The sequence below is a fragment of the Nonomuraea typhae genome (assembly GCF_009760925.1).
In the GTDB taxonomy this organism is placed as follows: Bacteria; Actinomycetota; Actinomycetes; order Streptosporangiales; family Streptosporangiaceae; genus Nonomuraea; species Nonomuraea typhae.
Genome location: NZ_VRLV01000024.1, coordinates 20,103 through 32,804, shown reverse-complemented (window position 1 = coordinate 32,804; position 12,702 = coordinate 20,103). Strand labels below are relative to the sequence as shown.

Here is a 12,702-nt window from a genome sequence, read left to right as displayed (position 1 = left end):
AGATGAGCGACTATGCCAAGGCACGAGAGCTCGGTGAGCAGGCCCGCGAGAGCGAATGGACCCGGCCGAGCTTCGCCAAGCAGCTGTTCCTCGGGGATTTCCGGCTGGATCTGGTCTATCCGGTCCCCGGTGTCCTCGAAGACGCGGCCAAACGCGGGGAGGAGTTCGTCCGGTCCGTCCGGCGTTTCCTGGATACGCGGGTCGATCCGGCGCTCATCGAGCGGACGGGGGTCGTGCCCGACGAGGTGATCAACGGGTTCAGGGATCTCGGGGCGTTCGGGATCACGATCGGCGAGGAGTACGGCGGGCTCGGCCTGCCGTACCTGTACTACTGCCGGGCGCTCATGCTGGTCGGCTCGTACTGCCCGGCGCTGGCCACGTTGCTTTCGGCGCACCAGTCGATCGGGGTGCCGCAACCGCTGAAGCTGTTCGGCACCGAAGAGCAGAAGCGGAAATTCCTCCCCCGCTGCGCAAAGGGCGAAATATCGGCGTTTCTGCTGACAGAGCCGGATGTGGGGTCGGATCCCGCTCGCCTCGCCACCACCGCGGTCAAGGACGGCGGCGACTACATCCTCAACGGGACGAAGCTGTGGACCACTAACGGCGTGGTCGCCGACCTGCTCGTCGTCATGGCACGCACCGGAAAGAAGATCAGCGCGTTCGTCGTCGAGGGCGACGCGCCCGGCATCACCGTGCAGCGGCGCAACTCCTTCATGGGCCTGCGCGGAATCGAGAACGGCGTCACGGCCTTCACGGACGTGCGGGTGCCCGCCGCCAACCTCATCGGCCGCGAGGGCGAGGGCCTGAAGATCGCGCTCACCACGCTCAACACCGGCCGCCTCTCGCTGCCGGCCACCTGCGCCGGCAACGCGAAGTGGGCCGTGAAGATCGCCCGCGAGTGGGGTACGGCCCGCGTCCAGTGGGGCAGGAGCGTGGGCGAGCACGAGGCCGTGGCCACGAAGATCGCCTTCATCGCCGGCACCGCCTACGCCCTGGAGGCCGTCAGCGAACTGACCGCCCGCATGGCCGACTCGGCCGCCACCGACATCCGCATCGAGGCGGCGCTGGCCAAGCTCTACGCCACCGAGCTGTCCTACACCGCCCTCGACGAACTGGTCCAGATCAGGGGCGGCCGCGGCTACGAGAGCGCCGAGTCGCTGGTGGCGAGGGGTGAGCGGGGCGTGCCCGCCGAGCAGATGCTGCGCGACTCCCGGATCAACCGCATCTTCGAAGGCTCCTCGGAGATCATGAAGCTGCTCATCACCCGCGAGGCGGTCGACGCCCACCTGAGCGCCGCGGGCGAGCTGATCAACCCGGACGCCTCCCGGCACGAACGCGCCCAGGCGCTGCGCCGTGCGACCGCCTTCTACGCCAAGTGGCTGCCGACGCTGGTCGCCGGCTCCGGCACACTGCCCGCCTCCTATCCCGACTTCGGCCCGCTCGCCCGCCACCTGCGCTACGTGGAGCGGACCAGCAGGAAGCTGGCCCGCTCGATCTTCTACGGCATGTCGCGCTGGCAGGGCAGGCTGGAGCACAAGCAGGCGTTCCTGGGCCGGATCGTGGACATCGGCGCCGAGTTGTTCGCCATCACCGCCACCTGCGTCAAGGCCCACGAGGACACCGCCGACCTCGGCCGCCGCCCGCTGGAACTGGCCGACACGTTCTGCCTGCAGGCCAGCCGCCGCATTCAGACCATCTTCTCCATGCTCTGGGACAACAACGACACCCAGGAGGTACGGCTGGCGCGGTACGTCATGGAGGGCCGCTACGGCTTCCTGGAGGAGGGCATCCTGGACCCGTCCATCGAGGGCCCGTGGATCGGCTCGCCCGAGGGCGGGGAGAACGTGCGGAGAAAGATCCCCTGACAGTCCTGGTCTAGACCGGTTTGGCTGATTTGGTTGCCTGGCCGTTTTCAAACCGATACCTACCGGTATAGACCGGCTGCTGAACAGAGGCTTACTCTGACGCCAACGTTGTGAGCTGCGACTCACACAACCCCCAAACCCTTTGGGCGGGGTCCGGGGCTGGTACGGACCAGCGTGACCCGTCCGACGAGAAGGCGGTATCTACGGTGAACATCAAGCTTGTGGGCGGCGCCGCTCTCGGCCTGGCCTCCATGCTGGTCCTGTCCAGCTGCGGCGGCTCCGGCGGCGGCACCGGCACGCCCGCCGAGAGCGGCAAGGCATCCGCCGCCGGGCAGGTCACGCTGAAGATGGTCGCGGCCGACTACGGCGACGGGCCCGGCGCGGCCAACTCCGGCGACAACTTCTGGAAGGAGGTCGTCACCGGGTTCGAGCAGGCCAACCCGAACATCAAGGTCCAGGTCACCGTCATCAACTGGAATGACATCGACAAGCAGGTCGCGACCATGGTCCAGAACGGCCAGGCGCCCGACATCCTGCAGACCGGCGACTACTCCGGCTTCGTCAAGGACGGCCTGCTGCACAAGGTCGAGGAGATCGTCTCCCCGAACGTCCAGCAGGACCTGCTGACCAAGTTCGCCGACTTCGGCAAGGTGGACGGCGCCGCCTACGGCCTGCCGTTCGTCTCCTCGGCCCGCGCCCTGTTCTACAACAAGGAGCTGTTCGAGAAGGCCGGCATCGCCGAGCCGCCGAAGACCTGGGACGAGCTGAAGGCCGCGGCCGAGAAACTCAAGAAGTCCGGCGTCAGCCAGCCCTTCGGCCTCCCGCTGGGCCAGGAGGAGGCGCAGGGCGAGTCGTTCCTGTGGATGCTCGGCAACGGCGGCGGCTACAAGGACGCCTCCGGCAAGTGGACGATCAACTCCCCGGCCAACATCGAGACCTTCACCTACCTCAAGGGCCTGGTCGACGCCGGCCTCACCAGCCCGAACCCGGGCACCAAGGACCGCAAGACGGTCTGGGAGGACTTCGCCGCGGGCAAGGTCGGCATGGCCAACGGCGGCCCGATGTCGATTCCGATCTTCGACAAGGGCGCGGTGAAGGACAAGTACGGCGTCGTGGCGATCCCGGGCAAGACCGGCCCGCTCAACACGACCCTGGGCGTCATGGACTGGATCATGGCGTTCAACCAGAACAAGCACCCGGAGGAGATCAAGAAGTTCTTCGACTTCTTCTACACCGGGCCCGCCGCCGAGAAGATCGTGGAGCTGTACAAGCTGCTGCCGGTCACCACCAGCGGCATCCAGAAGCTGTCGGGCGACGAGAAGCTCAAGCCGTTCCTCGACGGGCTGCCCAACGCCAGCTTCTACCCGTTCCAGGACCCCAAGTGGTCCGACGTGAACACCCAGATCAAGCAGACCATGGGCGGCGCCGTGAAGGACCCGGCCAAGACCCTCGGTGAACTCCAGAAGGTCGCCGAGACAGGCTGATCGGTCCAGGGATGCGTACGGCAGGCGGCCCGCCTGCCGTACCTCCGTGAAAGGGTGCGCATGAAGAAGCTGGAACCGCTCGCCTGGGTCGGGCCCGCGGTCCTCCTGATCGCCGCGGTGGTCATCTGGCCGGTCATCGAGATGGTCCGGTCGTCGTTCCTGCAGATCAGCCGGTTCGGCGTGGTCCGGGAGACGAACTTCCCCGACAACTACACGAAGGTCTTCAACGCCAAGGACTTCGGCGACATCATGGTCCGCAGCGTGATCTGGGTGGTCGCGGTCGTCGCGCTCACCGTGCTGATCTCACTGCTGCTGGCCCAGCTGTTCAACCAGAAGTTCCCCGGACGCAAGCTGGCCCGCTGGGCGCTGATCGCGCCGTGGGCGGCGTCGGTGCTGATGACGGCGATCGTGTTCAAGTGGATGCTGGATCCGGAGGTCGGGGTCATCAACCTGATCCGGCGGGATCTGGGTGTCTTCCTGAAGAACGCGTTCGGCATCGAGCCCAGCTCGATCGGCCTGCTGTCCGCCATGGGCGGCGAGGCCGCCGACCAGCTCGGCCAGGCGTCCACCGCGATGCCGTGGCTGATCTTCGTGGCGGTGTTCGTCTCGGTGCCGTTCACCACGTACGCGCTGCTGGCCGGGCTGGCCACGATCCCGGCCGACATCTACGAGGCGGCGCGCATGGACGGCGCCACCAAGTGGCGCACGTACTGGTCGATCACGCTGCCGCTGCTGCGACCCGCGCTGACCGTCGCGGCGCTGATCAACGTCATGAACGTCTTCAACAGCTTCCCGATCATCTGGGCGATGACCCGCGGCCAGCCGGGCTACGACACGGCGACCTCCACGATCTTCATGTACATCCTCAAGGGCTCCAACATCGGGCAGTCGGCGGCGATGTCGGTGGTGAACTTCGGCATGGTCATCGTGCTGACCATCATCTTCCTGCGGGTCTCGCGCTGGAACAGGGAGGTGGCGTAGGTGAGCACGCACGTCAGGGCGCGCCGCCCGCGCACGATGCCCAGGGTCAAGACGACGGTCATCGCGGCCGTCGCCTACCTGATCGGGTTCGTCTTCCTGTTCCCGTACCTGGTCATGGTGCTGATCGCGCTGCGGCCCCAGGAGGAGCTGCGGGTCGCGCAATGGTTCCCCGACACCTGGGACTTCTCCGCCATCCTGGGCTTCTGGGAAGGCGGGCTGGCCGACAACCTGCTGATCTCGCTTCAGGTGGCGGTCGGCTCGACGCTGCTGGTGCTGATCGTCGCCTTGCCGGCGGCGTACTACACCTCGCGGCACAACTTCAGGGGCCGCACGTTCTTCCTGATCCTGGTGCTGATCACGCAGATGTTCCAGCCGACCTCGATGGTCGTGGGCATCTACCGGGAGTTCTTCCAGTTCGGCCTGGTGGACTCGGTGTGGGCGCTGATCCTGGTCAACGGCGGCTTCAACCTGGCCTTCGCAGTCTGGATCCTCAACGCCTACTTCTCCAGCATCCCGCGTGAGCTGGAAGAGGCCGCCTTCATCGACGGCAACGGGCGGATGGGCGCGTTGTTCCGTATCACGCTCCCGCTGGCCATGCCGGGCGTGATCACCGCGCTGATCTTCACGTTCATCGCCGCGTGGAACGAGTTCGTCGTCGCCCTGACCCTGGCCACCAGCCCGGGCAACCAGCCGCTGCCCGTGGCGCTGCACTCCTACATGGGTCAGTACTCGGTCGACTGGCAGGGCTTGTTCGCCGGCTCGGTGATCGCCACCATCCCGGTGATCATCCTGTTCGCGCTCATCGAGCGCAAGGTGGTCGGCGGCCTCACCGCCGGCTCGATCAAGTAGCCGCCCCCTTCGGCCGCCGCGCGATCCGCGGCGGTCGAAGCGCGTGCTCAGGACTGCGGCACGCGGGCGACGCAGAAGACGGTCTGGCCGAACGGGGGCCGGATGAAACGCTCGAGAAAGCGGGTGGTCGGGACCACGGTCCGGTCGTAGATCTTGACCAGCCGCGGGTCCGGGTAGCCCACGCCGCCCCTGCGCACGGCCGCCCACCAGGCGATGCCGCCGAGGAAGTTGATCGGCTTGCAGACGTCGATGTCCAGGCCGGCGCGCATGACCGTCCTGGTCAGCGTCTTGGGCGTGTAGCGCTGCACGTGGCCGACCTTGCGGTCGAAGTCTCCGTAGAGCTGCATGTAGCCGGGAACCCAGATGATGATCCGGCCGCCGGGCTTGGTCACCTTGGCCAGGGACCGCAGCGCCTCGGCGTCCTCCTCGATGTGCTCCAGCACGTTCATGAGGACGACGGTGTCGACCTGGCCCTCCATCGGCACCGGGTCGGGCAGCGCGAAGTGCAGCACCTCGATGTCGGCGTTGTCGGCGAAGCGCTTGTTGAGCTGGTCGCAGCAGTAGGGGTCGAAGTCGCTGACCACGAGCCGCTCCAGCCGCGGCAGGAACTGCTCGGCGAAGTGCCCGAGCCCCGAGCCGATCTCGAGCATCGACCGGCCCACGTGCGGGGCGACCATGTCGAACTCGTACTGCCGGTAGTTCTTGGCCTCGTCGCCGCCCAGATGGTTCTCCAGGGCCTCGTCACCGGCCGCCGGTTGTACTACACGGTCATACCCAGAAGACATGAGTCCTTGTTCCTTCAAGGGGCTACGGATCTGCCCGAGTCTAGTGCCCGGCCAACGGTGCGGTTCACCTCTTCCGCTGCGGGGGCGCATGCGGTGGAATCTGTCTCACCCATGGACGACGACGAGGCGATAGCCCGCTCCCTGTCCGGCGACCTGTCCGCCTACGAGGTGCTGGTCGCCCGCTACAGCGCGCTCGCCCACCGCACCGCGGCCATGCTCGGGGCCGGTGACGAGGCCGAGGACGTCGTCCAAGAGGCTTTCGTCAAGGCGTACCGGCACCTGGGATCCTTCCGCAAGGACGCCCCGTTCCGGCCGTGGCTGCTGCGCATCGTCGCCAACGAGACGCACAACCTCACCCGCTCCCGCGGGCGCCGCTCGGAGCTGGCGTTGCGGGCGAGCACGAGCGCCGACGCGGCCGCGCCGGACGACCCGGAGGGTACGGCTGTCGCCGCCGACCGCAGGGCCCGCCTGCTGGAGGCAGTGCGCAAGCTGCCTGATCGGGAACGTCAGGCCGTGGTCTGCCGGTACTTCTTACAGCTGTCGGAAGCGGAGACCGCCCAGGTGCTCGACTGGCCCGTCGGCACCGTCAAGTCCAGCACCCACCGCGGGCTGGCCAGACTGAGGGGGGAGGTGGGGCGTGACCTCGCATGAGCCGTTCGACGGAGCACACGATCTGGAAGCCGAACTCATGGCGCTCGGCGATGCCATCGACGTGCCCACGCCGCCGCCCTCCGACGTGGCGGCAGCCGTACGCGCCCGGCTGGAGCGCGCGGACGGGCTCGCCGCGCACCCGCCCGCGCCGGGGCGGCGCGACGACGTCACCCGCAGGCCGGGCGCCGCGCGGAGGCGGCGGCGCTGGGTGATCACCGCGGTCGTGCTGGCGGTGGTCGTCGCGATCACGGCGGCCACGCCGCAGGGCCGCGCGGCCGTCGCGCACATTCTGCGGCTGGCCGGGATCGAGCTGCGGATCACCGAAACGCCGCCGCCCGCGCTGTCCACGCAGAACCCGCTGCCGGGCGAGCACACGGTCGAACCCGGCGAACTGCCCTCGGAGGTGGCGTTCCGGGTCGGCACGCCCGCCGTCCTCGGCCCGCCCAAGGAGGTCAGGGTCGGCGACGAGGGCCGGATCGTCTCGATGTTCTGGGACGGCGTCCGCCTCGACCAGTTCCAGGGCGGCTACAGCCCGGTCTTCTTCAAGGAGATGGGCGAACCCTGGCCCGAGAACGTCCCGCTCAGGTACGGCGAAGCCTGGTGGATCACCGGCACCCACCGGCTCAGTCATCTCAAGCGCGGGGACGACACCCTGCTGCCGCTGCGCATGGTCGAGCAGACCCTGATCTGGCAGCGCGACGGCGTCGGCTACCGGCTCGAAGGCGTCAAGGACAGGGCCCGGGCCGCCGAGATCGCCAACTCACTCCGCTGACGGGTCGGGCGGCGCGGTCAGCCAGTCGTCCACGCCCTTGAGCATCTCCTTGCGCGTCGTCTCCGGCGCGGCCGACGCCCTGATCGACTGCCGCGCCATCTCGGCGATCTCCGCGTCGCGGAAGCCGTACACCCCGCGCAGCAGCTCGTACTGCCGCAGCAGCCGCGCCCCGAACAGCAGCGGGTCGTCGGCGCCCAGCGCGATCGGCACCCCCGCCTCGAACAGCCGCCGCACGGGCACGTCGGCGGCCCGCTCGGCCACCCCGAGGCCCACGTTGGAGGTCGGGCAGACCTCGCAGCAGATCTGCCGGTCGGCCAGGCGCTCCATCAGCCGCTCCGACTCGGCCGCGCGCACGCCGTGGCCCACCCGGTCGGCGTGCAGGTCGTACACGCACTGCTCGACGCTGCGCGGCCCGAGCAGCTCGCCGCCGTGGGGCAGCGCCAGCAGGCCGCCGCGCTTGGCGATGCGGAAGGCGCGCTCGAAGTCTCTGGCCTCCCCGCGGCGCTCGTCGTTGGACAGCCCGAAGCCCACCACGCCGTGGTCGGCGTACTGCACGGCCAGCCTGGCCAGCGTGTTGGCGTCGAGCGGGTGGCGGGTGCGGTTGGCCGCGACGATCACCGCGATGCCGATGCTCGCGTGCCCGGCCGCCCGCGCGGCCGCGTCGAGCATCAGCTCCAGCGTCGCGGTCAGCCCGCCGAAACGCTGCTGGAAGCCCGACGGGTCCACCTGGATCTCCAGCCACCGCGAGCCCTCGGCCGCCTCGTCCTCGGCGGCCTCGCGCAGCAGCCGGTAGACGTGCTCGGGCGTGCTCAGCACCGACCTGGCGATGTCGTAGAGCCGCTGGAAGCGGAACCAGCCCCGCTCGTCGGTCGCCCGCAGCCGCGGCGGCCAGTCCTCCTCCAGCGCGTCGGGCAGGTGCAGCCCCTGCGACCTGGCCAGCTCGAGCAGCGTCGAATGCCGCATCGATCCGGTGAAATGCAGATGCAGGTGTGCCTTGGGAAGCGTGTGGAGCGGGCGGGGCATCTCCTTATTCTTCCACTCAACTTCCTGGCGGGTTCGCGGGTTGTGCAAGGCGAAAGGGGACCCCGCTGATGACCGATGAAGACGAGGCGGCGTTCGACGAGTTCGTCGCCGCCAGAAGCACCTCGCTGCTGCGGACCGCGACGCTGGTCTGCGGCGCCACGGCGCACGATGCCGAAGACCTGGTCCAGGGCGCCCTGGAGAAGGTCTACCGGCACTGGTCGCGCATTCGCCACGACAACCCGGACGCCTACGCGCGCAGGGTCGTCGTGAACGCGGCCATCAACAAGGCCAGGCGGCGGCGCGTGCTGCAGGAGATCACCTTCGCCCGCCCGCCCGAGACCCCCGCCGGAGCTCCCGACCTCGACCTGCGCGACAGCCTGATCGAGGAACTGCGCAGGCTGCCGCCGAAAATGCGGGCGGTCCTGGTCCTGCGCTACTGGGAGGACCAGTCGGAGCACGCCACCGCCCAGTTGCTGGGCTGCTCGATCGGGACCGTGAAGAGCCAGGCGGCCAGGGGACTGGCCAAGATCCGCGAGAACGTCAAGGAAGGAGCGTTTCGATGAACGTCGAGGAAGAACTGCGCGAGGCGATGGCCAGGCACGTGGCCGACGTGCACGCCGCGCCGGCGATGGGCCGGTCCGTCCGCCGCGCCCGCCGCCGCCGCGCCGTCGTCTTTCGTACGGCGGGCGCCGCGCTGGTCACCGCGGCGGTGGCGGCGACCGTGCCCATGGTGCTCAGCTCGAACGAGCCCGCCCCCAGGAACACGGGCGTCGCCACGGCCGGCGTGAGCACCAAGGTGACCGTGCCCGACGTGAACGGCCTCAAGCTGGACAAGGCGGTCGCGACGCTGAAGGCCGCCGGGCTGGCGGTGGACGACGTCTCCGAGATTCCGCAGTTCGTCACCCAGCAGCACCCCGCCGCGGGAGAAGAGGTCGAGCCCGGCACCAAGGTGACGCTGTACTCCGCCCCGCAGGACCTGGGCGACCTCGGCGACGGCCGCAAGTTCGGCGGCATCGAGATCACCTACCTGCCCGAGGGCATGTCCTGGGGCAGATGGTCGGGCAAGAACGGCTTCGGCAAGAACTCCTACACGACCTCCTTCGAGGAGCCCGACAACGACGGCGCCTACTCCATCCAGATCGTGGTCTACGAGGGCGAGGCGAGCGAGGTCGTCGGCAAGAAGCTGACGGAGCTCCCCGGCCAGGGCGCCGAGACCGTCGAGATCAAGGGCAAGAAGGGCTACCTGGCCGCCCTCTCCGAAGACACTCGTGTGGTCAAGGAAGGAGAACAGTCCGATCCGGAGCTCGTCACCCACACCCTCGGCTGGAAACTCCGCGACGACCTGGCCGTCGAGATCATGATGAGCCCGTTCCGCGCCAAGAAGCTGGCCAAGGACCAGATCAAGGAGGAGCTGGTCAAAATCGCCGAAGGAATTCATCCGATCTCCGAGTAAAGCCCGGCCGAAACTGGGGATCATCCCCCTATGCACACGGGGCGATGGTGGCGTGCCGCATTCTCGGTCCTGGCCCTGGTCTCGTCGGTAGTCGTGCTCTCCCTGGTGTTCTCCGCGGATTTAGGGCCCGACGTACGGCCGGCGTCCCCCCGGATCCCGCCCCAGCCGCCGCCCTCCCCGGCGCTGATCGACCCCACCACCATCGCGGTCGTCTCCGACGACTTCTGGCTCACCTACCTGCCCGCCGGCCTCGACCGCACCGGCGGCGGGGACGTCGCCTCCGGTACGGCAGGCGGCTGGGCCCGCTTCGGCACCGGTGACCGAACCGTCGAGGCGCAGGTCGAACACGGTACTGTCGCAGCCGACTGGGAGACCTACCGCAAACGGGCCGTCGTCCGGCGCGCCCGCGAGACCACCGTGCGCGGCAAGCCCGCCGTGGTCGGCGCCCATCCCGACGGCGGCAGGATGATCGTCTGGCTGGAGCGCGCCGGCACCGGCGCCTGGATCCGCGTCAGCGAACCGCTGGCCAACGAATTACTCGCTATTGCGGCTTCGGTGAAGGCTCCGGTAAGAGACTAGGGACCTTGACCGGAAGGGGGACGATGCGGGGTTGGGCAGCGGTGGCGCTCGTGCTCACGCTGGGCGGGTGCGGCGCCGCCGTACCAGAGGCCCGGGCCGTCCCCAGCCCGAGCGCGACGCCCGCCGTGGCGCCGGAGCTGGCGGGGTGCGACGGGCGGCGGGTGACCTACAGCGTCCCCGACGGGCTCAAACAGGGGGCGGCGCTCACCCAGGTCCCCGGGCTGCCCGGGCGGTACGCGGTCGTGGGGCAGAGCTATGGCAGCGGGGACGACACGCTGTGGGTCGGCGTGGTCTGCGGGCTCAGGGGCGCCCAGCAGTTCGCCACCGTGATCAGCCGGGCCTACCTCACCACCCACGCCGGACGGCCCGCCCTGCGCTGGCGCACGAGCGGGAACGTCCGGCACTACATGTGGCTCGACCGGCCGGGCCTGGCCGTCTACGTGGCGGCGACGCCCGACCTGGCCGACCGGATGTCATCCGTGGCGGCGACCGTCGTGGCCCGTTAGACCGCTTCCGACAGCAGCTTGGCGATCCTGCCCACGCCCTCGGCGAGGTCCTGGTCGCCCAGCGCGTAGGACAGGCGGAAGTAGCCCGGCGTGCCGAACGCCTCGCCCGGCACCACCGCCACCTCGGCCTCCTCCAGGATCAGCTCGGCCAGCTCCGCCGAGGTCTGGGGGCGGCGGCCGCGGATCTCCTTGCCGAGCACGCCCTTGACCGACGGGTAGGCGTAGAAGGCGCCCTTCGGCTCCGGGCAGAACACGCCCGGGATCTCGTTGAGCATGCGCACCATCGTCTGGCGGCGGCGGTCGAACGCCTCACGCATCTCCGCCACGGCCGTCAGGTCGCCCTTCACCGCGGCCAGCGCGGCCACCTGGGCCACGTTGGAGACGTTCGAGGTGGCGTGGGACTGCAGGTTCGTGGCCGCCTTGACGACGTCCTTCGGGCCGATCAGCCAGCCCACGCGCCAGCCGGTCATCGCGTACGTCTTGGCCACGCCGTTCAGGATGACCACGTGGTCGGCCGGGACGTAGTGGGCGATGCTGGTGAACTCGGCGCCGCCGTACACCAGGTGCTCGTAGATCTCGTCGGTGACCACCCACAGGCCGTGCTCGGTGGCCCAGCGGCCGATGGCCTCGACCTGCTCGCGGCTGTAGACCGCGCCGGTCGGGTTGGACGGCGAGACGAACAGCAGGACCTTCGTGCGCTCGGTGCGCGCCGCCTCCAGCTGCTCCACGCTCGCGAGGTAGCCGGTGGACTCGTCGGTGACCACGTCGACCTGGACGCCGCCGGCCAGCTTGATCGCCTCGGGGTAGGTGGTCCAGTACGGCGCGACGGCCAGGACCTCGTCGCCCGGGTCCAGCAGCGTCGCGAACGCCTCGTAGACGGCCTGCTTGCCGCCGTTGGTGACCAGGACCTGGGACGCCTCGACCGCGAAGCCGGAGTCGCGGCGGGTCTTGTCGGCGATCGCCTGCTTCAGCTCGGGCAGGCCGCCGGCCGGGGTGTACTTGTGGTTCTTGGGGTCGCGGGCGCCCTCGACGGCGGCTTCGACGATGTAGCCGGGCGTCGGGAAGTCGGGCTCGCCCGCGCCGAAGCCGATGACCGGACGGCCGGCGGCCTTCATCGCCTTGGCCTTGGCGTCGACGGCTAGGGTGGCGGACTCCGAGATCGCGGAAATTCGTGTGGAGATGCGGGGTCGGGTGGACATGGGATCCATGCTCCCACGACGCTGTTGACCTGGGCGATCGGTTTCGGGTTCGACGTACCGGGCATTCCCCCGTAGACTCTCGCCTGGTCCTGCCGCCGCATGTCGAGCCGCGGTTCGGTCCAGGCAGTGAGCTGGCCGGGGTAGTGTGGTCAGCGACATAGGGCACTAGCGCAATTGGTAGCGCACCGGTCTCCAAAACCGGCGGTTGGGGGTTCGAGTCCCTCGTGCCCTGCGAGTGCGGTCCGCGCAACCAGGTGCGTAAGCGCGCCGCAAACTGCGTTGGATACGACGGATCAGGTGAGGACTGTGGCGATCGACACGCGCGGCGAGACCGCAGACAAGCCTAGCGGCGATAAGAAGACCCGCACATCTCCTGCCCTCTTCTACCGGCAGGTGGTCAATGAGCTGCGCAAGGTCATCTGGCCGACGCGTAAGGATCTCATCACCTACACCACGGTCGTTCTCGTATTCGTTCTGATCATGGTTGCGATCGTGTACGGCCTTGACGCTGCCCTGGGCTGGGGTGTCATCAGGGTCTTCGGCGGGGAATAACAC

14 protein-coding genes and 1 tRNA gene are annotated in these 12,702 nt (G+C 69.0%); 12 read left to right on the top strand and 3 right to left on the bottom strand.

Annotated features, from left to right (window positions below; genetic code table 11):
• Positions 1-2: 2 nt before the first annotated feature.
• From FVE25_RS51140 to FVE25_RS51125, 4 genes are all read left to right on the top strand, one after another.
• Positions 3-1,865 (top strand): acyl-CoA dehydrogenase family protein, encoded by a 1,863-nt coding sequence (locus FVE25_RS51140; RefSeq protein WP_157254676.1) that lies wholly within the window; start codon positions 3-5, stop codon positions 1,863-1,865.
• A 206-nt stretch (positions 1,866-2,071) separates the two neighbouring features.
• Complete coding sequence (locus tag FVE25_RS51135) at positions 2,072-3,349, top strand: extracellular solute-binding protein (protein ID WP_246268758.1); 1,278 nt, start codon at positions 2,072-2,074, stop codon at positions 3,347-3,349.
• Between the two features lie 60 nt (positions 3,350-3,409).
• Positions 3,410-4,330 (top strand): carbohydrate ABC transporter permease, encoded by a 921-nt coding sequence (locus tag FVE25_RS51130; RefSeq protein ID WP_157254675.1) that lies wholly within the window; start codon positions 3,410-3,412, stop codon positions 4,328-4,330.
• Positions 4,331-5,179 (top strand): carbohydrate ABC transporter permease, encoded by an 849-nt coding sequence (locus FVE25_RS51125; protein WP_246268756.1) that lies wholly within the window; start codon positions 4,331-4,333, stop codon positions 5,177-5,179.
• A gap of 47 nt (positions 5,180-5,226) precedes the next feature.
• Here the strand turns inward: FVE25_RS51125 and FVE25_RS51120 are convergent, their stop codons facing one another.
• Positions 5,227-5,964, bottom strand: a complete 738-nt coding sequence (locus FVE25_RS51120) for a class I SAM-dependent methyltransferase (protein WP_157254674.1) — start codon at positions 5,962-5,964, stop codon at positions 5,227-5,229.
• Between the two features lie 111 nt (positions 5,965-6,075).
• Here FVE25_RS51120 and FVE25_RS51115 point away from each other — a divergent pair, with 111 nt between their 5' ends.
• On the top strand, positions 6,076-6,615 hold the full coding sequence (locus tag FVE25_RS51115) for an RNA polymerase sigma factor (protein WP_157254673.1): 540 nt from the start codon (positions 6,076-6,078) through the stop codon (positions 6,613-6,615).
• Entirely contained in the window at positions 6,602-7,387 is a 786-nt protein-coding gene (locus FVE25_RS51110; protein ID WP_157254672.1) for a hypothetical protein, read from the top strand. The genes FVE25_RS51115 and FVE25_RS51110 overlap by 14 nt, the downstream gene beginning before the upstream one ends.
• Here FVE25_RS51110 and FVE25_RS51105 read toward each other — a convergent pair.
• On the bottom strand, positions 7,376-8,410 hold the full coding sequence (locus tag FVE25_RS51105) for an adenosine deaminase (RefSeq protein WP_157254671.1): 1,035 nt from the start codon (positions 8,408-8,410) through the stop codon (positions 7,376-7,378). The genes FVE25_RS51110 and FVE25_RS51105 overlap by 12 nt on opposite strands.
• Before the next feature lie 68 nt (positions 8,411-8,478).
• Here FVE25_RS51105 and FVE25_RS51100 point away from each other — a divergent pair, with 68 nt between their 5' ends.
• From FVE25_RS51100 to FVE25_RS51085, 4 genes are read left to right on the top strand one after another with little or no spacing between them, the layout of a single operon-like run.
• Positions 8,479-8,973 (top strand): SigE family RNA polymerase sigma factor, encoded by a 495-nt coding sequence (locus FVE25_RS51100; protein ID WP_157254670.1) that lies wholly within the window; start codon positions 8,479-8,481, stop codon positions 8,971-8,973.
• Entirely contained in the window at positions 8,970-9,863 is an 894-nt protein-coding gene (locus FVE25_RS51095; RefSeq protein ID WP_157254669.1) for a PASTA domain-containing protein, read from the top strand. The genes FVE25_RS51100 and FVE25_RS51095 overlap by 4 nt, the downstream gene beginning before the upstream one ends.
• Before the next feature lie 30 nt (positions 9,864-9,893).
• Positions 9,894-10,442 carry a hypothetical protein gene (locus tag FVE25_RS51090; protein WP_157254668.1) on the top strand — a complete coding sequence of 183 codons (549 nt, stop codon included), beginning with the start codon at positions 9,894-9,896 and terminating at the stop codon, positions 10,440-10,442.
• Between the two features lie 23 nt (positions 10,443-10,465).
• Positions 10,466-10,948: a hypothetical protein gene (locus FVE25_RS51085; RefSeq protein ID WP_157254667.1), complete on the top strand. Its 483-nt coding sequence runs from the start codon at positions 10,466-10,468 to the stop codon at positions 10,946-10,948.
• On the opposite strand, the gene FVE25_RS51080 is transcribed toward FVE25_RS51085, so the two are convergent.
• Positions 10,945-12,156 carry a pyridoxal phosphate-dependent aminotransferase gene (locus tag FVE25_RS51080; RefSeq protein WP_157254666.1) on the bottom strand — a complete coding sequence of 404 codons (1,212 nt, stop codon included), beginning with the start codon at positions 12,154-12,156 and terminating at the stop codon, positions 10,945-10,947. The two genes, FVE25_RS51085 and FVE25_RS51080, sit on opposite strands and share 4 nt — an antisense overlap.
• A gap of 150 nt (positions 12,157-12,306) precedes the next feature.
• Here FVE25_RS51080 and FVE25_RS51075 point away from each other — a divergent pair.
• A tRNA-Trp gene (locus tag FVE25_RS51075) sits at positions 12,307-12,379 on the top strand.
• A 74-nt stretch (positions 12,380-12,453) separates the two neighbouring features.
• A complete protein-coding gene (gene secE, locus FVE25_RS51070) occupies positions 12,454-12,699 on the top strand; it encodes a preprotein translocase subunit SecE (protein ID WP_157254665.1) in 246 nt (81 codons plus the stop codon).
• The last annotated feature ends 3 nt before the right edge of the window (positions 12,700-12,702 follow it).